The 21,860-nt window shown below is 60.4% G+C and carries 21 protein-coding genes; 12 read left to right on the plus strand and 9 right to left on the minus strand.

Features of this window, described 5'->3' with window-relative positions:
* Positions 1 to 319 precede the first annotated feature (319 nt).
* The 7 genes from guaB to ACS0OT_RS08580 all read left to right on the plus strand — a co-directional run bounded on the left by guaB (position 320) and on the right by ACS0OT_RS08580 (position 10,535).
* Positions 320 to 1,777, plus strand: coding sequence for an IMP dehydrogenase (gene guaB, locus ACS0OT_RS08550; protein ID WP_032958143.1), 1,458 nt, complete (start codon positions 320 to 322; stop codon positions 1,775 to 1,777).
* Between the two features lie 107 nt (positions 1,778 to 1,884).
* Positions 1,885 to 2,361, plus strand: coding sequence for a hypothetical protein (locus tag ACS0OT_RS08555; protein WP_171955986.1), 477 nt, complete (start codon positions 1,885 to 1,887; stop codon positions 2,359 to 2,361).
* The gene (gene guaA / locus ACS0OT_RS08560; RefSeq protein ID WP_442256234.1) at positions 2,358 to 3,923 is read left to right on the plus strand and encodes a glutamine-hydrolyzing GMP synthase; all 1,566 of its coding nucleotides are present in this window, start codon (positions 2,358 to 2,360) and stop codon (positions 3,921 to 3,923) included. Before ACS0OT_RS08555 ends, guaA begins: the two co-directional genes overlap by 4 nt.
* 290 nt (positions 3,924 to 4,213) lie before the next feature.
* Positions 4,214 to 8,311 (plus strand): HigA family addiction module antitoxin, encoded by a 4,098-nt coding sequence (locus tag ACS0OT_RS08565; protein WP_442256236.1) that lies wholly within the window; start codon positions 4,214 to 4,216, stop codon positions 8,309 to 8,311.
* A gap of 264 nt (positions 8,312 to 8,575) precedes the next feature.
* A complete protein-coding gene (locus ACS0OT_RS08570) occupies positions 8,576 to 8,863 on the plus strand; it encodes a P-loop NTPase fold protein (RefSeq protein ID WP_442256424.1) in 288 nt (95 codons plus the stop codon).
* A 670-nt stretch (positions 8,864 to 9,533) separates the two neighbouring features.
* The gene (locus ACS0OT_RS08575) at positions 9,534 to 9,950 is read left to right on the plus strand and encodes a hypothetical protein (protein ID WP_414607380.1); all 417 of its coding nucleotides are present in this window, start codon (positions 9,534 to 9,536) and stop codon (positions 9,948 to 9,950) included.
* 66 nt (positions 9,951 to 10,016) lie between these two features.
* The gene (locus tag ACS0OT_RS08580; RefSeq protein WP_414607379.1) at positions 10,017 to 10,535 is read left to right on the plus strand and encodes a hypothetical protein; all 519 of its coding nucleotides are present in this window, start codon (positions 10,017 to 10,019) and stop codon (positions 10,533 to 10,535) included.
* Between the two features lie 831 nt (positions 10,536 to 11,366).
* Here the strand turns inward: ACS0OT_RS08580 and ACS0OT_RS08585 are convergent.
* Both ACS0OT_RS08585 and ACS0OT_RS08590 read right to left on the minus strand, forming a co-directional pair.
* Positions 11,367 to 11,723 (minus strand): hypothetical protein, encoded by a 357-nt coding sequence (locus ACS0OT_RS08585; RefSeq protein WP_442256239.1) that lies wholly within the window; start codon positions 11,721 to 11,723, stop codon positions 11,367 to 11,369.
* A 550-nt stretch (positions 11,724 to 12,273) separates the two neighbouring features.
* Entirely contained in the window at positions 12,274 to 13,191 is a 918-nt protein-coding gene (locus ACS0OT_RS08590; protein WP_197600476.1) for a LysR family transcriptional regulator, read from the minus strand.
* A 96-nt stretch (positions 13,192 to 13,287) separates the two neighbouring features.
* Between ACS0OT_RS08590 and ACS0OT_RS08595 the strand changes: the two genes are divergently transcribed.
* The gene (locus ACS0OT_RS08595; RefSeq protein ID WP_262219628.1) at positions 13,288 to 14,127 is read left to right on the plus strand and encodes a type 1 glutamine amidotransferase domain-containing protein; all 840 of its coding nucleotides are present in this window, start codon (positions 13,288 to 13,290) and stop codon (positions 14,125 to 14,127) included.
* 93 nt (positions 14,128 to 14,220) lie between these two features.
* Here ACS0OT_RS08595 and ACS0OT_RS08600 read toward each other — a convergent pair whose 3' ends face one another.
* Entirely contained in the window at positions 14,221 to 14,793 is a 573-nt protein-coding gene (locus ACS0OT_RS08600; protein ID WP_262219627.1) for a 5' nucleotidase, NT5C type, read from the minus strand.
* A gap of 549 nt (positions 14,794 to 15,342) precedes the next feature.
* Here ACS0OT_RS08600 and ACS0OT_RS08605 point away from each other — a divergent pair.
* From ACS0OT_RS08605 to ACS0OT_RS08615, 3 genes are all read left to right on the plus strand, one after another.
* Positions 15,343 to 16,074 (plus strand): hypothetical protein, encoded by a 732-nt coding sequence (locus tag ACS0OT_RS08605; RefSeq protein WP_262219743.1) that lies wholly within the window; start codon positions 15,343 to 15,345, stop codon positions 16,072 to 16,074.
* Between the two features lie 78 nt (positions 16,075 to 16,152).
* Positions 16,153 to 16,632 carry a hypothetical protein gene (locus ACS0OT_RS08610; protein ID WP_262219626.1) on the plus strand — a complete coding sequence of 160 codons (480 nt, stop codon included), beginning with the start codon at positions 16,153 to 16,155 and terminating at the stop codon, positions 16,630 to 16,632.
* An 83-nt stretch (positions 16,633 to 16,715) separates the two neighbouring features.
* A complete protein-coding gene (locus tag ACS0OT_RS08615; protein WP_262219625.1) occupies positions 16,716 to 17,498 on the plus strand; it encodes a 3-hydroxybutyrate dehydrogenase in 783 nt (260 codons plus the stop codon).
* On the opposite strand, the gene ACS0OT_RS08620 is transcribed toward ACS0OT_RS08615, so the two are convergent.
* The 6 genes from ACS0OT_RS08620 to ACS0OT_RS08645 all read right to left on the minus strand — a co-directional run bounded on the left by ACS0OT_RS08620 (position 17,495) and on the right by ACS0OT_RS08645 (position 21,098).
* Positions 17,495 to 18,250, minus strand: a complete 756-nt coding sequence (locus ACS0OT_RS08620; RefSeq protein ID WP_262219624.1) for a COG4705 family protein — start codon at positions 18,248 to 18,250, stop codon at positions 17,495 to 17,497. The two genes, ACS0OT_RS08615 and ACS0OT_RS08620, sit on opposite strands and share 4 nt — an antisense overlap.
* 188 nt (positions 18,251 to 18,438) lie before the next feature.
* Positions 18,439 to 18,966, minus strand: coding sequence for a hypothetical protein (locus ACS0OT_RS08625; RefSeq protein WP_262219623.1), 528 nt, complete (start codon positions 18,964 to 18,966; stop codon positions 18,439 to 18,441).
* A 3-nt stretch (positions 18,967 to 18,969) separates the two neighbouring features.
* Positions 18,970 to 19,695 carry a hypothetical protein gene (locus ACS0OT_RS08630; protein WP_442256243.1) on the minus strand — a complete coding sequence of 242 codons (726 nt, stop codon included), beginning with the start codon at positions 19,693 to 19,695 and terminating at the stop codon, positions 18,970 to 18,972.
* A gap of 157 nt (positions 19,696 to 19,852) precedes the next feature.
* A complete protein-coding gene (locus ACS0OT_RS08635) occupies positions 19,853 to 20,314 on the minus strand; it encodes an SRPBCC family protein (protein ID WP_442256245.1) in 462 nt (153 codons plus the stop codon).
* 2 nt (positions 20,315 to 20,316) lie between these two features.
* Positions 20,317 to 20,631, minus strand: coding sequence for an ArsR/SmtB family transcription factor (locus ACS0OT_RS08640; RefSeq protein ID WP_005416268.1), 315 nt, complete (start codon positions 20,629 to 20,631; stop codon positions 20,317 to 20,319).
* Positions 20,632 to 20,642: 11 nt separating this feature from the next.
* Positions 20,643 to 21,098 (minus strand): SRPBCC family protein, encoded by a 456-nt coding sequence (locus ACS0OT_RS08645; protein WP_442256247.1) that lies wholly within the window; start codon positions 21,096 to 21,098, stop codon positions 20,643 to 20,645.
* A gap of 165 nt (positions 21,099 to 21,263) precedes the next feature.
* On the opposite strand from ACS0OT_RS08645, the gene ACS0OT_RS08650 reads away from it, so the two are divergent.
* Positions 21,264 to 21,788, plus strand: coding sequence for a GNAT family N-acetyltransferase (locus ACS0OT_RS08650; RefSeq protein ID WP_442256249.1), 525 nt, complete (start codon positions 21,264 to 21,266; stop codon positions 21,786 to 21,788).
* Positions 21,789 to 21,860 lie beyond the last annotated feature (72 nt).

Below are 21,860 nucleotides of genomic sequence, written 5' to 3' on the forward strand. Positions count from 1 at the left end.
TGGGTGCCGACCGTTGGTCGGCACAATGCCGGTGCACAGGTATATGAAGGCAGTGCGGACCAACGGTCCGCACCCACCAAAGGCGCTTCAGGGCTGGCTCGGGTGAACCTCTCAAGGTGGGTGCCGACCGTTGGTCGGCACAATGCCGGTGCACAGGTGTATGAAGGCAGTGCGGACCAACGGTCCGCACCCACCGAGGCAGGTTCCAAACCCTCCTGAACCGATCACCGCCCGCGCGACACTGCGTCGCATCTACCCCCTGCCACGCGGCGCGAAAACAGGGTAAAATGTCGCGCTTCCCCACATCTCGGGTATGCCGATGCTGCGCATCCAGGCTGAAGCACTCACTTACGACGACGTCTCGCTCGTCCCCGCCCACTCGACCATCCTGCCCAAGGACGTCAACCTCGAAACGCGGTTGACCCGAGACCTGAAGCTGAAGCTTCCGATCCTGTCCGCCGCGATGGATACCGTCACCGAAGCACGCCTGGCCATCGCCATGGCCCAGCTCGGCGGCATGGGCATCATCCACAAGAATCTCAGCCTGGAACAGCAGGCCGCGGAAGTGGCCAAGGTCAAGAAATTCGAGGCCGGTGTCATCCGCGACCCGATCACCGTCGGCCCGGAAACCACCATCCGCGACGTGCTGGCCCTGACCCAGGCGCACAACATCTCCGGCGTGCCGGTGGTGGGCAGCGACGGCCAGCTGGCCGGCATCGTGACCCACCGCGACATGCGCTTCGAGACCGAGCTGGATGATCCGGTCCGCCACATCATGACCAAGAAGGATCGCCTGATCACGGTCAAGGAAGGCGCCGCGTCCGACGAAGTGCTGCAGCTGCTGCACCGCAACCGCATCGAAAAGGTGCTGGTGGTCAATGATTCGTTCGAACTGCGTGGCCTGATCACCGTCAAGGACATCCAGAAGAACACCGACTTCCCGAACGCCGCCAAGGATCTGTCGACCCGCCTGCTGGTCGGCGCGGCCGTCGGCGTGGGTGGCGATACCGATCGCCGCGTGGAAGCGCTGGTCGCCGCCGGCGTGGACGTGATCGTGGTTGATACCGCGCACGGCCACTCGCAGGGCGTGCTGGACCGCGTCAGCTGGGTCAAGAAGAACTTCCCGAACGTGCAGGTCATCGGTGGCAACATCTGCACCGGCGAAGCCGCACTGGCGCTGCTGGACAGCGGCGCGGACGCCGTGAAGGTCGGCATCGGCCCGGGCTCGATCTGCACCACCCGCGTGGTCGCCGGCGTCGGCGTGCCGCAGGTCACCGCGATTGACCTGGTGGCCGAAGCGCTGCAGGACCGCATCCCGCTGATCGCCGACGGTGGCATCCGCTACTCGGGCGACATCGGCAAGGCGCTGGCCGCCGGTGCCTCGACCATCATGGTCGGCGGCCTGCTGGCCGGTACCGAGGAATCGCCGGGCGAGACCGAGCTGTACCAGGGCCGTTCGTACAAGAGCTACCGCGGCATGGGCTCGCTGGCCGCCATGGAAAAGGGGTCGAAGGACCGCTACTTCCAGGACGCCGCCACCGCCGACAAGCTGGTGCCGGAAGGCATCGAAGGCCGCGTGCCGTACCGCGGCCCGGTGGGCGGCATCATCCACCAGCTGATGGGCGGCCTGCGCGCCACCATGGGCTACGTGGGCTGCGCCACCATCGACGAGATGCGCAGCAAGCCCAAGTTCGTGAAGATCAGCGGCGCCGGCCAGCGTGAGAGCCACGTCCACGACGTGACCATCACCAAAGAGCCGCCGAACTACCGCGCCTGATGCGCTTGCGAACTGCTCTTGCGATTACGGGCAGCCTGCTGATGGCAGGCTGTTCGTTGTCCGAACCGCCGCCGCGCTCCGGGTCTCCGGGCGCGGCGGTTTCGCAAGTGAAGGACGTACAGGCGTGCCAGAACGCGTTCTCGCTGCCGAAGGGCTGGCAGGTGCAGGCCGCTGGCGCGCAGCGTTGGCTGCTGAAAGGCACCGGTGAGCGCCCGCTGCAGGTCACGCTGCAATGCATTACCGAGCTGCTGCACGGGCCGGATGATCCGGTGCTGACGCCAGTACTGGGCGCGCTGGAGCCCGCACGGATGAGCGTGCAATGGGCGTCCTGGGGCGCTGCAGATTCGGGCTTCTCGATGGCCGCACTGCAACGTCGCCTCGTACCTGGCACCGAAGTGCAGGAAATCGCCGAGCTGCCGCGCGCTGACCGCGCCAACCCCAACGCACCGCACGGCCTGCTGATGCTGCGCTGGGACGAGGAAGACCCCTCACATATTCAACAACGCGAGGCGTTCATCGCCACGCTGACGCAGAGCCTCGAAGCGCCGGGCGCTGCGAAAAACACCACTGGAACGGCACCATGACCAATATCCATAACGACAAGATCCTCATCCTCGATTTCGGCGCGCAGTACACGCAGCTGATCGCCCGCCGCATCCGCGAACTGGGCGTCTACTGCGAAATCTGGGCCTGGGACCACAACCCGGCCGAGATCGCCGCGTTTGGCGCCAAGGGCATCATCCTGTCCGGTGGCCCGGAATCGACCACGCTGCCGGGTGCGCCGACCGCGCCGCGGGAAGTGTTCGACAGCGGCCTGCCGATCTTCGGCATCTGCTACGGCATGCAGACCCTGGCCGCGCAGCTGGGCGGTGCTACCGAAGCCGCTGACCAGCGCGAGTTCGGCCACGCCGAAGTGAACGTGATCAACCCCGATGCACTGTTCAAGGGCCTGAGCGACCACGGCGGCGAGCCGAAGCTGAATGTCTGGATGAGCCACGGCGACCACGTCTCCGTCGCGCCGCCGGGCTTCACCATCACCGCCACCACCGACCGCATTCCGGTGGCCGCCATGGCCAACGAAGAAAAGCGCTGGTACGGCGTGCAGTTCCACCCGGAAGTGACCCACACCCTGCAGGGCCAGGCGCTGCTGCGCCGCTTCGTGGTGGACGTGTGCGGCTGCCAGACCCTGTGGACCGCCGCCAACATCATCGACGACCAGATCGCCCGTGTGCGCGAACAGGTGGGCGATGACGAAGTGATCCTGGGCCTGTCTGGCGGCGTCGATTCGTCGGTTGTGGCTGCGCTACTGCACAAGGCCATCGGCGAGAAGCTGACCTGCGTGTTCGTGGATACCGGCCTGCTGCGTTGGCAGGAAGGCGACCAGGTGATGGCGATGTTCGCCGAGCACATGGGCGTAAAGGTCGTTCGCGTGAATGCCGCCGACCGTTACTTCGCCGCGCTGGAAGGCGTGAGCGACCCGGAAGCCAAGCGCAAGATCATCGGCAACCTGTTCGTTGAGATCTTCGACGAAGAGTCGAACAAGCTGAAGAACGCCAAGTGGCTGGCGCAGGGCACCATCTACCCGGACGTGATCGAGTCGGCCGGCAGCAAGACCGGCAAGGCGCATGTGATCAAGAGCCACCACAACGTGGGCGGCCTGCCGGAGCACATGAAGCTGGGCCTGGTGGAGCCGCTGCGCGAGCTGTTCAAGGATGAAGTGCGCCGCCTGGGCGTTGAACTGGGCCTGCCGCGTACCATGGTCTACCGCCATCCGTTCCCGGGCCCGGGCCTGGGCGTGCGCATTCTGGGCGAAGTGAAGCGCGAATACGCCGAACTGCTGGCCAAGGCCGATGCCATCTTCATTGATGAGCTGCGCAAGGCCGACCTGTACGACAAGACCAGCCAGGCGTTTGCCGTGTTCCTGCCGGTGAAGTCGGTGGGCGTGGTGGGTGACGCGCGGGCTTATGAGTGGGTGATTGCGCTGCGTGCGGTGGAGACGATTGACTTCATGACCGCGCATTGGGCGCATCTGCCGTATGAGTTCCTGGGTACGGTGAGCAACCGGATCATCAATGAGCTGCGGGGGGTGTCGCGGGTGGTTTATGACATCTCGGGGAAGCCGCCGGCGACCATTGAGTGGGAATGATCCCACGTAAGGCATAGACCGGCTCCAAACAGCACGAAAGCACCTCTAAGCCCGCGTAACTGCGGGCTTTTTCTATTCTCGGTCCGGTGGCGGAGCCGTAAGCGCGGGTGCTATCGCAGGGCGGGCACTGGCGGGCGCTGCTATGACCGGGGGTGTCCTCCGGCTGCGGCCGCCGCAGAGGTGCGCAGGCGGCGACCGATAACGTCTCGGCTGGAACCGACATTGCAAGGGATCGGCTTGGGCGCTAAGGTGTAAGGTGTAACTTTACACTTTACGGTGAGGCGCAGGCCATGACTGATAATTCCCTCCCCCTTCATCCCGGGTCCTATGTTCGGAAAAATGTCCTTGATCCTCGCGGGCTCACGGTTACTGAGGTGGCGAGGTTGATCGGCGTTAGCCGTCCGGGCTTATCGAATTTCCTCAATGGGAAGGTATCTGCAACGCCCGATATGGCGGCACGTCTCCAACGTGCTTTCGGGATTTCCGCCAAGGCCATTCTCGATTTTCAGACAGAATATGATGCGCAAGCTGATAAAACGGCAGGCGCAGCTCAAAAGGCGCGCACTTACGTGCCTCCTTTTTTGAATGTCCAGGCCAACGATCTCGTAAATTGGTTTGCAACGACAATTCTTGCACGCACTAAGCTGTCGGTGCTGCTGCGAACGCTCATTCACTCCACGGGTCGCGATCTTCAGAAAGTGGATTTCCCCGGTAACGACGATGCGGAGCGTGCCGGCTGGGACGGCTTCATTGAGGCTAGTTCCGGCACGCCCTGGATACCTTCTGGCGCCTCTGGGTGGGAATTCGGTGTCACCGCGGACGTTAAGGCCAAGGCAGACGGGGATTTTGCAAAAAGCGTCCGGGCGATCAAGAGCGCTGAAAGAGCAAATATTACGTTTGTTTTTGTCACTCCACGACGGTGGCCGGGTAAGGCTGCCTGGATCGCGGAAATGAAGGGCAAGAAGCTCTGGAAAGACATTCGTGCATACGACGCCAGTGATCTTGAGCAGTGGATGGAGCAATCACTCGCGGCCCAGACCTGGTTTGCGAACCAGACGGATCGGCCTTCTAATGGTGTCAGAACCCTGGAGCGTTGCTGGAGCGATTGGGCAAACGTAGCGGCCCCCGTGCTTCATCCTTCTCTTTTTGCTACGGCGAACGAGGCGTGGAACGGAAGGATCCAATCATTCCTAGCGAAAGACGATGCGAACCCCTTAGTAATAGCGGCTGACTCCGTTGAAGAGGCGCTGGCGTTTTTAAATCAAGTCCTGGCAATCCCCGAGCTTGAACAGTATAGGGATCGGGTGTTGGTGTTTGACAAGGCAGGAGTACTGCCGAAACTCGCCCAAGGCACGACCGATTTCATTGCAGTAGCCCATACGCGGGAAGTGGAGCGTGAGCTTGGGCCCTACAGCACATTGCTGCGAACCATTGTTGTTTATCCCCGCAATGCTACTAGCGTGGAGCCTCATGTCGTGTTGGAGCCGCTCGGGTTCGAGCCGTTCACTAAAGCTCTGGAAGCGATGGGAAAATCGCGCGATGACATAGCGAAACTAACTAACGCCTCGGGGCGTTCGTTGACGGTTCTTCGACGTCAACTCTCGAATATTCCGGCAATCCACACACCTGCTTGGGCTGAAGATCCAAGAATCGCATCGGGGCTTGTTCCGCTTGTTCTTGTTGGCGCATGGGACGCCCAGAACAAGGCGGATCGAACTATTCTGTCCCACCTGGCTGAGGCACCTTTTGAGGTGTTGGAAAAGCGCATTCTTGATTTGTTGCGGCTCAACGACTCTCCAGTCTGGTCAATTGGTGGGTACCGGGGGGTGATTTCGAAAATCGACTCCCTCTTCGCAATTGCGGGCGCGGTCTCAAAGGTCGATCTTGACCGCTTTCTTGACGTTGCGCGGACTGTACTGGGTGAAGATGATCCTGCCCTCGACTTGCCCGAGGAAGATCGTTGGGCGGCGGCCATGCATGGCAAAAGACGAGAGTTCTCTGGGGCAGTGCGAGAAGGCATTTCCGAGACTTTGGTTTTGCTGTCTGTGTACGGCAAGAATCTCTTCGGGAAGCATCTTGGCTTTGATGGGGAATTTGAATCCGCGAAAATCGTGCGTGATCTTCTTGTCCCTGTAACAACTAGAAAGCTAGAGGCTAACGGGCGCGACCTTCCGCTTTATGCAGAAGCTGCTCCCGCTGAGTTCCTTGATATCATCGAGCGTGATCTGCGAGCAGAAAAGTCTGAAGTCACGGGTTTGCTAAGACCTGCCGATACCGGGCTTTTTGGTTCATGTCCGCGCACTGGACTGCTTTGGGCTCTCGAAGGACTTGCTTGGAATCCGACCACCTTTCCGCGGGTAGTGAAGATTCTGGGTCAGCTTTCTGAGGTGGAGATTAACGATAACTGGGCAAATAAGCCTATCGAATCGCTTGGCTCCATTCTTCGTGCATGGATGCCACAGACGGCGGCAAACCACGAGATGCGCCTGAAGGCGGTTAACATGCTTTTGGATAAGCACCCAACGGTCGGGTGGAGGGTTTGTCTCCAGCAGTTCGGTGATTATGGCAGTCGCGTGGGCGGCTATAGCCATAAGCCGAAGTGGCGTCCTGACGGCTACGGATTCGGGGAGCCTTTCAAGACATGGGGACCGATCCATGCATTCGTCAGAGAGATCGTGAAAGTCGCGCTAAGCAGGCCGTCCTACACTGTCGAGATGTTATGTGACCTTGTGTCAAGGCTGCATGCACTCGCGTCGGAGGATCAGGCGCGCGTATGGGACATCATCGACGAGTGGCGCAACGCGGGCGCTCTTGACGAGGAAGTTGCGAAGATACGCGAGAAAATTCGTGTGACTGTTCTCTCTCGCCGGGGGCGTAAAAAGGTCAATGAGGAAGGCAAAGCGGGCCTGACGGAAAAAGCCAAGGCAGTCTATGCCGAGTTGCAGCCCAAGGACATTGTGAACAAGTATGAGTGGCTATTTCGCCAGGGATGGGTTGAGGAGTCGGCGGACGAACTCGCAGGAGACGAGATGGACTTCCGAGCGCGTGAGCAGCGCATAGAAAAGCTCCGCGTTGAAGCCCTGACAGACATTGTGCAAGAACGAGGTATTCCGGGCATTCTCGCGCTCTCTGAAAAAGGAAATTCCCAACGCCAAATCGGCGCTCATCTAGTGTCCGGCATACTTACCGACGAGCAGATTGAAGATTTGATCTTGCAATGCCTGCGTCAGGCTGAAAATTATTCGGGTCGTGATGGTATCGTCGCCGGGGCGCTCTGGTCGTTGGACGAGGATGGGAGAATGGCCATATATGCGAGCCTTCGGGGTAAAGTTGCCGAAGAGGAAGCGCTCCGTCTCTTGCTCCTTTCGCCTTACCGGGCTTCTACGTGGGAGCTTGTAGATCAACTTTCGGCTGAAGCTCGGAGTCGGTACTGGGTTGAAGTGGTTCCGCAATATTCATTTGACTCGCCTGAGGAAAACAACGAGAGCGTTCGCCGCCTGCTTGAAGTCGAACGTCCTAGGGCAGCCTTCGCGTCGATGCATTTCAAGCTCGAAGAAATACACCCGGCCCTCCTTGTGCAGATGCTATCTGCTATGGCGAAAAGTAGCCAGGATAAAGTTGGAGATTACCAGCTGCACGACTACGATGTGCAGCGCGCCTTCCAGCTTCTCAATCGAAACTCAGACCTCACTCTAGAGGAAAAAGCTGGACTGGAGTTCGCATATTTAGAGGTTCTGGCTCGCTCTTTCCGAGGAGGAGGCCAGCAGCAGATTCCAAACCTTGAGCGCTACATTGAGGAACATCCTGAACTGTTCGTGCAGGCTGTAGTGTGGGCCTATAAGCGCAAGGACCGTGGCGAAGATCCCGCCGAGTTTCGCGTTACAGAAGGTCGCGAGCATTTGGCACAGCGCGGGTACCGCCTCCTTGAAGCCATTGAACGTATCCCTGGTCAAGACAAAGTAAATAAAGAGGAACAGCAGGAAAAGCTCGCAGAATGGGTTGCAACGGTAAGGCGGTCTTGTGCTGAAGTCGACCGCGCGGAGATCGCGGACGTGTGCCTTGGAAAGTTATTCTCTAACGCACCGGCTGGCGAGGATGGCGTGTGGCCGAACGAAGCCGTTCGCGATGTGATGGAGGACCTGCGGTCCGAGGACATCAGCAGCGGCGCACATACGGGTTTATACAACGCGCGCGGCGTCCATTGGCGCGGGGAAGGCGGTGGACAGGAGCGGGAACTTGCAGACAAATATCGCGCCTGGGTCGACGCCTTGCAATTTACGCATCCCTTCGTGTCGTCATCGTTGCTGATGTCAATGGTCAGTACGTATGAGCGTGAAGCTGAACAACAAGATACTGAAGCCGGTATCCGACGTCGGTTAAGGCATTAAAGGGGAGAGTATGGCCGTAGCTTGCACTTCATGGCATTTCTCATGGCATCATGGTTTCGGTGATATGCAGGAAATAGATGTGTAAGAGAAATATCACTCTGCTGACAATAGAGTGGGAGTGAGTTGAAAGAACGAGGGCGCCGAGAGGCGCCCTTGTTGTAGCAGGTTTCTAAAGTCAGCCGAGCAGCGCCCCTCGCATCGTTAGATATCGTATCTGCCCACTTGAGGGAAGGTCTAAGGACGGATTCACCGATGAATCAAGCAATGGGCGCGGTCAGTCCAGATGAGGCTCTTGCCGGTGTCGCTGCAATTGAGCGGGATAGACTTCAGCGAAGTTGCTTTGCAGCGGCTGCAACAAGCGCGCTGGATCGGGTCTCATCTACCGCGGGATTTGTAATTTCTATTGAGCGGTCTTGGGGAAGTGGAAAGACATCAGCTCTTGTAATGATGGAACATCTGATCCGGGTAGCCCAAATGTCTTTCAGCTTCAGTGGGGCCTTCTGGCCGACTAGCTTTCCTTTTTTCCAGGGTTCGAAGGGTTCAGGTGTATGAAAAATTACCATGGTCAACTCCTGGTAGAGGGATTGGCCAGCGTTCGCCTAGCTCGAGAAGCTGGGTGTGATGCGACTGATAGCAGACATTGCGCCTATCGGCGCGGCAACTGAGGCTGCCGCTGGGTCCGATTACTCACTGGCTTGTTAGCCGGACCCTGCGGCGCTAAGATCTAGCTGAGTCAAGGAAAACCCACCTTGCGGCGTTCTGTGGGTAAGTCTCATAACCGGGCCGACAGGTCTGTCTATTGGGTGGTTGGGCGAGTTAAGGAGAAGCAAGCATGTCGTTCAAGTCAGGCGACCCCGTCGTGCACAAGTCGGATAGGAAGCCGAGGAAAATGGTTGTTGTGGCTCGGGCTATCACAGAGCTTCCCCCATCCAATAGACACAATGAGCTTGTCAACATTGGACATGTCGCAGATGGCAGCTATTACTGCACTTGGATTTCAGGCGCAAAGAAAGGCGAGGGCTACTTCCATGAAGTCGAACTTGAGGCCCAAGCCTAACCGGGCCGCATGCCTATTTGGGTCCGGTCGCACGCCGGCTTGTTAGCCGGACCCAATCGCCCTAAAAACAAATTGATTGAAAGAAGATGTTCGTCAGTCGTTGCTTTTTGAGCAAGTCGTATCGCCGGAGCCAAGGGTCCGTCTATTGGGTAATTGGAGTGCTTTATGGATCTAAAGGAATTCGTAAGGGAAACCCTTGTGCAGATTGCCACAGGCGTCAAGGATGCACAGATTGACGTGCGCGCCTTGGGTGGCATTGTCAACCCAGCAACTCAGAATCCTTTGAAGGGCGGCAATTCTTATTTCTCCTCGGTCGACGATCTACACCACGTCTTCCTAGTCGACTTTGATGTTGCGGTTTCTGTCGCAGAGAACACCGGGACAAGCGCTCAAGCCAAGCTCAATGTCGCCACTATCCTTTCGCTTGGAGCGGGAGGTCAGTCTGCCAATTCCAGTGCTGCTACCAACCGCCTCACTTTCAAGGTTCCTCTTGCGCTACCGCTTGATGAGCCGTCACATACAAAGCTCTCAGGAGAGATTGCCGCGGACCGAGCAAGAGTGCGTGATGCCTTGGGCTACTAGGGCGACCTTTAACAATTCATTCAAGTCGAAGCCGCTTCGCTGCTCGGCTTAAGGAGTTAAGCCCCTATGCCCGCTGTGCTGATCGTCGGCACAAGTCATGAATTTCAGCGTGCCACTCCCAACGTTCCCCCGGATGCCATCGATGCTTTTCGCGACTACCTGCGGCAGGTGATTGTCACAAAGAATGTAGTTCTAATTGCTGAAGAGATGAGCAGTGCTGGTCTGGCTGAGAATGGCTTGGCGCAGTCCGTGGCCCAACACATTGCAGGGGAGCTCGGCATCGCTCATGACTTGGCTGACCCATCGCCTGAAGACAGGGAGCGGCTAGGCATTCAACAGCGCAATGAAATTGAGCTTGCCGGATTTTTCGCTGGCAGAGACCCTGATGAGGTCGAGGCCCAAGTTCGTCGTTCGTATGACATCCGCGAAAATTTTTGGGTTTCAAGATTAGTAGCTTCGGATCACTTCCCGGTTGTCTTCATTTGCGGCGCGTCTCACGTGCACACGTTTCGGGACAAATTGCTGGCACTAGGTCATGATGTTCTCATATTGGCTGACAACTGGGTGCCTGGTGACGGGGTCTAGCGATTCATTCAAACGGAACTCGCTTCGCTGGTCGTGGTGATTCAAGGGTCGATCGACCGCTCCTGGCTGAAAGAAGACGTGCCCGCGCTAGACAGCACAGTATAGCCGACTCTAGTTGTTCGGTGGATTTCGATGCTGAAAGGATAAGTGACTCGCAAACGTAGCGCAGCACGTTCCCACGAACGTTTCAAGCAGTTCTTTGGGGTGGGCTGGGACCTCAAATGGACGAGGGTGGGTCACCTTCTGCATGTAATCAACGAGTGGCAATAGTGCCTCGGTGTCGAGCTTTATTTCCAGCCGGTGACTGATCTTATTCCGAAGTGTATTCATGTGCTTGATTGCAGGGATCGGGTCATACTTCTGTTCACGTACCAGGACCTCCCATCTCAGCAAGCTAATCCGCTGCCCGAAGGTAAGCCTGGACTTCTCCCAATCTAGCTGAGGAAGAGTCACCTTCACATACTCATCCATATAGTGCTCGATCAATAGATGGCACGTCAGGAAGTAGCCGAGTAGCTCGTGGTCGATGTCTGAAATGCGCCTCCAAACTACTGAACCATCTTTGACGCCGTCGAACATTGGCGGGAGTTTCATGCGATTATTTTCTCTCATCTTAAGATCATAAGTCCGAATGGTCGCATGCGACCGGGGTGAGCCTCGGTGCTACGCCCAATCGTCGCAGGTAACCGCACGAAACCAGATCGTGTCACGGTCTCGATTTTCTGACTACGCCCCCCCCCCTTGTGCGCTGTGTTTTGTAACTCAAGCGACCGCTTCTGGCCGGAAGCGGGCGCTGGGCTTGTTAGCAGTGATCTGCGCTGCCAAGGGAAACTACTCTGGTCTGATCCCATGACAAGCCCACTCAGCTAGTCCCCGGCAAGCCAAAAACAACCCATCAACAACCCCCTCATCCAAATGCCGCTCCGGCTCCGCTGCAACCCGGCAGCGGTCTGCCGCGTGCAGCAGTTCCAGCACCGTGAGTGCCCCCACCATCGCGCGCTCGCTCCTGGCCAGGCTCACGCGACGGCCGGGTGACACGTCGGTCTCTGGCCACGGGTGCCCATCGGCTCCCTCGCAGCCACGCATGCGCTTGAGGATGCCGAGCAGGGAGTTCAGGTCGGGCAGGGGAGTGTCGTCGTTGATGGGCTCAACGACGGTGTACGAGGAGAAGGTGTCGGATTCGTTCATGGCGTCGGCTTCCGTGGCTGTGCTTAACAGCGCCACCGCGTAGCGGGGTGGCGGACGATGCGTGGCTGCAAACCGGGATGAAGCAACGAATGACCGGTGGGTCCGAAGACCCCCACGCACCGCCCGCCAGATAGGCCGACGGATTGCCCGCCGGCACCGGTTAAGGACGGTGCCGACGGGCAAGCGTAAACAACAGTCGTTGCTCATCGCGGGTTTGCAGACCCGGAGCCACCCGTTGTCGGTGGCACGTCATGTTGGTTACGCAGTTGCTTCGAATGCCAATAGAAATTCGCGAAGGAATCGCGGAATCCGAGAGCGAAGAACTATTGTTGCACGCACCATCCGTGCAGCACGCGACGCTAGCAGACGCATTCGCGCAGCTGCTCTGCTGATGGCGATTCAAACTGGCGCAATCGCCCACGCCACAAGCGAATAGCGCGACAGCCTTCTTTGCAACAGTTCTTAGTCCGCCTCGCCAATCAACGGCGTGCGATCAGCCGCACACCTCGAAAATCGGTTCAAACCCGACACCGTTAACAAGCCCCCGGCTTCAGCCGACGCCAGCCTCAGCCGCATTCCCCACCAGCAACTCAATCATCGCCCTTGCCGCCGCAGACTGCCGCCGATGCGGCGCATAGATCACCGAGAACGGCCGCGACCGCCCCCGCAGCTGAGGCAGCACTTCCACCAGCTGCCCACGTTGCAATCGCTCGCGCACGATGAACTCATAGCTCTGACAGATGCCAATACCCTGTTCGGCCAGCGACACCACGCCCAGCACATCGTCGGAGGTTTCGATGGACGAGCGCGGCAGCCAGTCCACGTCGCGCCCGTCGTCGCGGAAGATCCACGGCGCCAGCCGGCCGGTGCGCGGCATCACGAAGGGCAGGCACAGGTGCTGCTGCAGGTCGTCCAGCGTCTGCGGCGTGCCGTGGCGCTGCAGATAGTCCGGCGCGGCGACCAGCAGCAGCGGCGCGTCTTCCAGCTTGCGTGCCACCAGCCCGCTGTCCGGCAGCTGGCCCAGGCGGATGGCCAGGTCGAAGCCTTCGGCCACCAGGTCCACGTTGCGGTTGGTGATGTTCAGTTCCACCTGCACCTGCGGGTACTGCTGCGCAAAGCGCGCCAGCACGGGCGGCAGCCGGTAGTGGCCATAGGTGGTGGGCACGCTCAGGCGCACGCGGCCGGCCAGCGCACCGTCCTGGGCCAGTACGTCGCGCTCGGCGTCGTCCAGCAGGCCAAAGGCGGTGCGCACCTGTTCCAGATAGAGCCGCCCGGCGTCGGTCAGGCCCACGCGGCGGGTGGTCCGCTGCAGCAACTGCCGGCCCAGCCGCGCTTCCAGGCGGGTGACCGCGCGGCTCAGCACCGAGGGCGTGGTGGACAGCGCCACCGCGCCGGCCGTGAACGAGCCGTGCTCGACCACCGCCAGGAACACCTCCACATCGCCCAGGTAGTCGAACTTGCGGCTCATTTGGCTCTCCGGGGAACAGATGTTTTGCGATGGAGCCAATTTATCGCCGCTGGGGTGATGAATAAAGTGGCGGCCATTCCCCGATAGGAGCTCCCCATGAACCTGATGACCCGGCTGGCCGCAGCGCTGGCCCTGACCCTGGCCGCCAGCGGTGCGCATGCCGCCAATGTGCTGGTGGTGCTGTCCGACGAAAACCACCTGGACCTGAAGGACGGCAAGGTACTGTCCACCGGCTTCTATCTCAACGAGCTGATGCAGCCGGTCAAGCTGCTGCTGGACGCGGGCCACGAGGTGACCTTCGCCACGCCGCAGGGGCGGGCGCCCACGGTGGATGCGTCCTCGGTGACGCCGGCGTACTTCGGCAACGATGCCGCGCAGCTGACGCTGCACAAGAACCTGATGGAGAAACTGGCACTGACCTCGCCGACGGCCTCGCCGGTGGTCAGCCTGGCGCGCGTCGAGCAGCAGGGCTACGCGCGTTTCGATGCGGTCTACATTCCCGGTGGCCACGCGCCGATGCAGGACCTGCTGAAGAGCGCGGCGCTGGGCCGGCTGCTGGCCGACTTCCACCAGCGCAACAAGACCACCGCGCTGGTCTGCCACGGGCCGATCGCGCTGCTGTCCACGCTGCCGGATGCTGCGGGTTTCGTGGCAAAGCTGGAAGCCGGTGCGATGCCGGCCACGCCGAAGTGGATCTACAGCGGCTACCAGATGACGGTGATCAGCAACCAGGAAGAAGCGCAGGCCAAGCCGCTGCTGGGCGGCGGTGAGATGAAGTTCTACCCGCAGACGGCGCTGCAGCGTGCGGGTGCGAAGTTCAGTAGCAACACCGCGCCGTGGACCGGGCATGTGGTGGTGGACCGCGAGCTGATTACCGGGCAGAACCCGGCTTCGGCGCTGGAAGTGGGGCAGCGGTTGGTGGAGCGGTTGAAGTAGGGCGGGGCTGCGCAGCAGGTTGCCAGCCCTGGGCCGAGGGGCCAGCGCCTCGGCCTGTCTATGGAAGTGCCAACGTGGTCGGAAGAGAGGGCATCAGCCCTTCGCGAGCCCCCCTGACAGATCTTCAATCTGGGACAGCGCGTGACGCGTCGCGGTCCAATCGCCGGCGTGCCGGATCGCTACGCCTCCGGCCGCTGTCCAGGCATCACAGTTCGCTTCGAAATCGTCGATCAGAACATCGCCTGGCTGGTGCATGAAAAGAGGCTTGTGCCTGCCGCCGAGCACAGGCAACACCAGGCAGGTTGCTGACAGGTGCTCGCGGACCCACTGCCGCTTCTGCATGGCAGCGAGTGGATAGTTCGATTTCGGGCAGGCAGTGAGAATCACCGGGTTCAAGTGGTGGATGCTGTGGAAGAACTCCACTGCACCGTGCATTGGCGGAAGGTCGCGGAAGAATGATGGGTGGTTGTTGATGTGCCTCCACATTTCATCGTCGGCAAGCACGCGGTGGTCCAGGCCAAACAGGGCGGGAAATGCCGCGTCGAAGTCGGCCATTACGCCATCAAGATCTACGTAGATGGTGCGTCTGGATGCACTCGATCCACCGGTGTGCTGGTTCGCGAGCGGGTCCATCATCGGTATTGACTTCACATCATCAGCGTTCATTTACGCGCTCTCCTCTCAAGAGTGGGCTTTCTTCTTCATCGGTTCCCCAGTAGCGGGGCAAAGTGTTTGGCGAATGCGACAAACGTGGCAGCAATCGCGATGCCGACTGCGCCGGCACGGCTGAAGGGGCCGGCGACCCACGGATGCCGTAATCGGCATGCTGGAAATGCGGCTTATGTCGCGGCGCTTCTTCAAAGGCCTTCCGGGTGGCTGACCTGGCCCTTGGGCAAGACGCACGGCCCGCAGCCGCTGGCTCATTTCGCCAACCAAGGAGCAATCTGGCGCGCTGGTGGTTGGATAATCCCCAAGCGCTACGGAAAGGCCGAACGGGGATGTACCTGTTGCGCTCGTTCCAGACTGATCCAGGAACGTCACTGAACATGGATGTCCAAGCGCACTCAATATATCACGCCGACCAGCGCCAGCGGCTTGAACCCGCTCGATCTCCAGCAGTTTGATTGGGCATGGCAAGGCCGACATGGCACCATGACGGGCTTGCCTCGTCCCTTCGGGAGGGGCCGTTTTCCCAGGGAAGCCCTCGAACACGACATGCGAACGTCCTTCTTCATCCTCTCCGCCCTGTGCCTTGGCTTGCTGTCCGGCTGTGCCAGTGGCCCGGAGGAGCACGCCTCAAGCCGCGAGATCACCAGTGCGTTCGTCGCCGACGACGGCCAGCTGTACCTGTTGCCGCGCTATGACGAGCCGATGCGCTTCAATGCCGCACCGTTCCGCGAGTACCGCGCGCTCATGGACAGCCCGCTGCGCGAGGCGGTGGCCTGCGCGCAGATGTACTTCCATGAAGACTGGCGCGACCCGGCCAACAAGGCCAAGGTGCACGGCAGCTATGCGCTGCTGCTGCGGCCGGAGCAGGTGACGGCGGAGCAGGCCGCGCAGTTCAAGCTGGAGCGGATTGAGGTCCCCTCGCGTGAGGCCAAGGCCGTGGAGGAGCGGGCGCGCTACTACCTGCCGATGGACCGGACCCGTTACGCGCTGGCGTTTGACCGGGCTTGCAATCTTTCAAGGAAGGGCGGCAGCTATTACAGCGCGCTGTTCGAGGGCGACGGCGAGCGGGTGCAGTTGCCGGATGCTGCGGCACTGGCAGAGAAGGGGAAGCTGGCACAGCCGATCAATGCGCGCGCGCAGCGGATCCTGCCGGAGAGGGAGGACAAGCCGGGTGTGGGTTCGGCGGCGGGCAAGGTGCTGGGGGCCGCGTTGATCCCTGTGGCGGTTCCGGTGTTTGTGTTGAGCCTGCCGTTCCTGGGGCCGGATCACTGGAAGTGATGGGGCGCTGAGGGAGAGCATCCACGCATGGCGTGGATCTACTTGGGCATCGCCTGAACGTTCATCCTGGAGATCTGTGTGCCCAGCACGCTGGAAACTGTTTTGAAGACCGTAGGTTTCATTGTCCTTGCGGCACTTCCGTTGGTGATCCTCTGGTTCACCCTTCGGCGAATGGCAGCAAGTGCTCGCTCGTCCGTGAACTCGGGGCTGCGTTTGCATGCTCCGCGCCGGATTTCCGGCAGGTCCATGACCTTGGTGATGGTGGATGGCAAAGAGGATCGCGAGCACTACTTCTTCGATGCGGCGTCCTTTTACCTGCAGCGTGGGCCGGTGCCTACGGCGGTTCCGCTTTCGCAGATCACCTCAGTCACACGAACGTCCGACAGGATCTATGGGCGCTATGTCTGGCAGGTGTGCTTCAGCAAAGCATCGGGCAGAAAGTGCGTGACGTTCACCAACAACCTGACGCTGTTCAATCGGGATTTCCTGCTGTTCCTTGAGGCGGTGCGGAAGGCCAATCCGCTGGCGACCGTTGATCGGGCGGGCATCCGCTTCTAGCTGTGGGTCGTCATGGGACGCCAGTTAAAGGGAGTTGGCCCGTGAAGGTACACTGGCAGCCTACACCCAACGGAAGCTCGCCCATGTTCTCTGGAAAGGTTGCGGTGGTCACCGGCTCCACCAGCGGTATTGGCCTTGGCATTGCCACGGCGCTGGCGCGGAAGGGCGCCGATATCGTGCTGAATGGCTTCGGCGATGCGGCGGAGATCGAACGCATCCGTACCCGCCTGGAAGCCGAGTTCGGTGTACGGGTGGCGCACGATGGCGCGGACCTTTCCCGGGGCGAGGCGGTGCGCGCGATGATCGACCGCGCCGTGGCAAAGATGGGCCGCATCGACATCCTGGTGAATAACGCGGGCATCCAGCACACCGCATCGATCGAGGAATTCCCGGTCGAAAAATGGGATGCGATCCTGGCGCTGAACCTGTCGGCGGTGTTCCATGCAACGGCGGCGGCCTTGCCGCACATGAAGCAGCAGGGCGCTGGCCGCATCATCAACATCGCGTCGGTGCACGGGCTGGTCGGCTCAGTGAACAAGTCCGCCTATGTAGCAGCCAAGCACGGCGTGGTGGGCTTCACCAAGGTGACCGCGCTGGAGAATGCGGGCACCGGCATCACCGCCAATGCCATCTGCCCGGGCTGGGTGCGAACGGCGCTGGTCGAGCAGCAGATCACCGCGTTGGCGGAGAAGGAAGGCACGGATCAGGAGTCCGCCGCTCGCGCGCTGCTGGCTGAGAAGCAGCCTTCGCTGCAGTTCGTGACGCCCGAGCAGTTGGGCGGGATGGTGGTGTTCCTGGCCTCGGATGCCGCTGCCCAGATCACCGGCACGGCGCTGCCGGTGGATGGGGGCTGGACCGCGCGTTAGCTGGCCGGTTGGGTGCGCCGCTGCAGCGTCGCCAGCGTTAACAGGATGGTGAACAGCACCAGCGACGAGCCGACCGTACCGAAGCCCAGGCCGCCCTTTTCCAGCGGCTTGGTGAGCAGGTCGCCGAAGGTGGCGCCGAACGGGCGGGTGAGCACGAAGGCGATCCAGAACAGGATGACCCGGTTGATGCCCTTGATGCGGCTGGCCAGTGCGGTGAGCGCGATGAGGCTGCCGATCAGCAGTGCGCCGCCGGTGAGGCCCAACCCGGAATCGTCAGCGAGGAAATCCCCCAGCGCGGTGCCGAGCGTGTTGGAGAACAGCACTGCGGTCCAGTAGAAGCCTTCGGCGCGGCGCGATGCGATGTTGCTGACCGAGATCGACTTCTCTGACATGCGCCAGGCCAGCAACACCAGCGCCAGGCAACCGGCCAGCAGGCTGGCGCCGGTGGCGTAGCCCAGGCCGAGCGTGCGGTCGATCAGGTCCGACAGGGTGGTGCCTGCGGTGCTGGTGGCCAGCACCACCGACCAGAACAGCACCGGCTGGAAGCGCCGTGCCGACAATTGCAGGGTAAGCAGGCCGGCGAAGACCGTCAGCAGGATGGCCGAGCTGGCCATATAGCCCAGGTTGAGCGTCATCGACAGCAGGTCGCCGGCGGTCTCGCCGAGCGTGGTGGCGGCGATCTTCATCACCCAGAAGCCGAGGGTGACCGCCGCCACTTTGCTGTGCAGGGAATCTGCGTCTGAAGCACGCATCGAACGTCGCCTGGGGAGTCTGCGGGTGATGCTGTGGCGGGCGGCGTCGGAGCGTGGTCGGAACCGGTTTCGGTGAGGGTGAGCGTGGGGGCGGCGTTCAGCCGGCGACTGGTACATCGGCCAAGTCATGGTTGTTAGCCGCGGGAAGGGACAAGCCTCAGGACCGCAAGCGATCCTGAGGCCCGCTCTTAGTCCACGTTGAGTCGTGACAATGTGGTAGCAGCAGGGGTGATTTCAACTCTGCGCATGCAGCCAAACTTCGTGCCCTTGAACCAGAAAGCAATAACTGAATCTCCAACTTGGGTTCCGAGCGTATTCCATTCGAGATCACTCGCAGCGTGATTTAGCACCAGAATACTGGGGTACCGCTTGCGGACCGAGGAGAAGGGTATGCAGCTGCCTGAGAGATCGAATGAAACAGAATCGGCACGATTGTCCTTGCCCATCACAACTGCGAGGTCATCGGCAAACAGTGACGGGCCAATTACGGCGCGCTGTTCTTGTCTGGTCTTTGATTCGGAGACATCCTTGCGTGCAACGGAAGGGGAAATAAGCTTCTGCAGATCTCGCCCATCACCCGGAAGTGCAACGGCAATTCTCTCTGTTAATGCCCAGAACTTCTGCTGCGCGTCTGGGCTTGCCTTGGGTTCGGATGCCGAGACGCCGGAGGAGAGCGTTACGAATGAAAGTACTAGAGCGCTCGTGAGAAATTTCATCGATTACTGCTCCTCTTCGTCTTCGGGGCCGTACAGCTCATCATACACATTTCCCCAGTGGACTTTGTAGTTGACACCGGTTGTAGAGGTGACATTTGTGTCGCAAAACAAATCACCAACGCGCTTGTCTAGGTTCTGTCCGCCTGCGTTGATAAGTGCAAGTAGTGCGCCTGAATTCGCTGCTGCCAAGCCGATGTCTGAATATCCTTCGCTTGTGTTTAGTATTTCGCTTCGTGCGGTGGCGTTATTGAGGACGGCTCGGCCTTCATTGGTGCATGCCTTTTCAATATAGTCTTCTCGCGTTCCCAGGGGAAAGCTGGCATCGAAGTTTGCATGCCCCATCTCATGACTGACTTGAGAAACGCGCGAGTAGATCCCAGGTAGGTCCGGGCTTTGCGGATTGCATGTGAAGTTCTGTACGTACACCACTCCGTTTGCCTTGTCGAGGTAGGAGCTCGAAGAGTATGCAAACGAATAGGGTGTTGAGTTGACCTGTCCCGTCAATGTGGGAGATGCGTAGATGATGAAATCTATGCAGTCGCCTAACCCCGTATTGACCGGTGCCACCTGGGATCTAGCTTCTTGGGAACACACTCCTAGAATGATAACTACAAGAAAAGCCGTCGACTTCATGTCGCCTCCGCGCTCGATGATTGATTCGGATGTGCACTGCATGTGCGCAATCAGTATCAATAATTCGAGGATGAGCGGCTGCGCATTGGTTCTCATTTGGGCGTAGGAATTTTCCTATGTGGTTGCAGCATGCGTCGAAGTGGTGTGTGATCGTAAAGGTGAATTTGATTACTTGGCATATTGCCGCATCTGCAGCATGCTGCCTTGTATCGAGCTTTCCCAAGGTAGTGCTAGTGCACAGCTGGTACCACCATTACCCTTGCGGCTTCGCAAACACATCCAGCCCCTTGCCGGTCTCCAGCAGCGACTTCAGGCTCGACAGCACGATCGGCCAGCCCTGGCGGATGCCGGTATCCATGCCGCTGCCGGGTTCCAGTTCCTCATGGGTAACCGTCAGCCGCACCATGTCCTGGTAGGGCACGATCTCGAAGGTGACCCGGCTGTAGGCGTCCGGGTTGTCGGCCTGCGAGGCGGCGGCCCAGGTGATGACCAGCCGCGAGGGCGGGGTGCTTTCCACCACTTCGCCGACCAGCTCGACCGAGCGCGTTTCATTTGCACGCACGTGCTGCCAGCGCGAGCCCGGCTTCCAGTCCGAGACGTTTTCGTGGCCCCAGTAGCGGCTGGCGATCTCGGGGCGGGTGATGGCCTCGAACACCTTCTGTGGGGTGGAGGCGATATAGATCACGTGGATGAAGCGGGTCGATTCAACGGACATCGTCATTCTCCTTCCAGCTCTCGTTTCAGGTCATGCAGCAGGCTCAGGCGCTGCTGCTCGAACTTGCGTACCCAGCGTTCGTAGACTTCATGCAGCGGCACCGGGTTGATGAAGTGCAGCTTCTCGCGGCCACGGCGCACCGTGCTGATCAGGTTGGCGTCTTCCAGCAGGCCAAGGTGCTGGGTGACCGATTGCCGGGCCATGTCCAGGTGTTCGCAGAGCTGGCCCAGGGTCTGGCCGTTGTCTTCGCAAAGCAGGTCCAGCAGCGTTCTACGCGTGGGGTCGGCCAGTGCCTTGAACACCTTGTCTGCATTCATGCGGGGCGTCTTCAGTTCCAGTTGTCGATCCTGATGTCGTGTGGATTGGGCTGACCCTTGCCGGTTTCCAGCAGGGACTTGAGGCTCAGCAGGAAGACCGCCCACTTGGTGCTGCAGTGGGAGGTGAACTCGACGCGTTCCTTCCACCCTTCGTGGGTGAACAGGACGATGCAGTAGTCGCCTTCCTGCTTCAGCGCGAAGCGCACGTGGGTGCCGATCCATTCGGCAGGGCCGACCAGGAACTTCCAGAGCACGAGTTCGCCGGGAATGAGCTGTTCGAGCTGCATTTCCATGGCGCCGATTTCCTGGTCGTTGTTCGTGAAGCGCACCCTGACCGTGCCGCCGGTATCGCGGTCGCCATGGGTGTCTTCGGCCCACCAGGCGGCGACGCCTTCAGGGGTGGCCAGTGCTTGATACACCTGGCTTGCGGGGGCCTTGATGCCGACCCTGTGTGCGATATCCACCATTGCAGGTTCCTCGCGATGGGCCGGCAGGCGCCGCCCTTGGGATGGACTATATGCAGGTAAATGCCTGCATGTCAAATCCGGCCCAGGGACTTCCGACCCTGGTAGTGCTGGCCGCTGGCCGGCATCCTCGTGACAGCTGATTGACGCGTTGACAGGAGTACGTGCATGACTGAAACAGGAAAGGACACCTTGACCATCCGCCGCGCCAGTGCGGCAGATGCCCCTGCGGTGCTGGCGCTGTTCGACGAGGTGATCGAATGGTTCGTGTCGATCGGCAATCTGCAGCAATGGGGCAGCGAGCCATGGTCCACGGTGCCACGCCGGATCACCCAGGTGACCGATGCGTGCGCGCTGCCTGGCGCATGGGTGGCCCAGAACGAGCAGGGTGAGGTGCGTGCGTTCCTGGCGCTGGGCGAGTCGATGCCCTATGTGCCGGCGCCCGATGGGCCGGAGCTGTACGTGCGGGTATTGGTGGCCTCGCGTGATGCGCGCGTGCGCGGCATTGGGCGTCGCCTGATGGCGTTTGTCGATGAACAGGCGCGCGCCGCCGGCCTCGACCATCTGCGCGTGGACTGCTATGGCGGAGGCAGCGGTGATCTGGTGCGCTTCTATGAGTCCTGCGGCTACACGCGAATTGCGCCGTTCAACGTGGACGGCTGGCCAGGCATGCTGCTGGGCCGCCAGCTCTGACGCCGCTGCGTCATTCGGTCGCAGCATGCATGCAGGAATCGGTACATCGGTTCGGCGCTAGAGTGGGGTCAC

Origin of the sequence: Stenotrophomonas maltophilia group sp. RY12688, assembly GCF_052149045.1 — a bacterium.
Lineage (GTDB): Bacteria > Pseudomonadota > Gammaproteobacteria > Xanthomonadales > Xanthomonadaceae > Stenotrophomonas > Stenotrophomonas sepilia.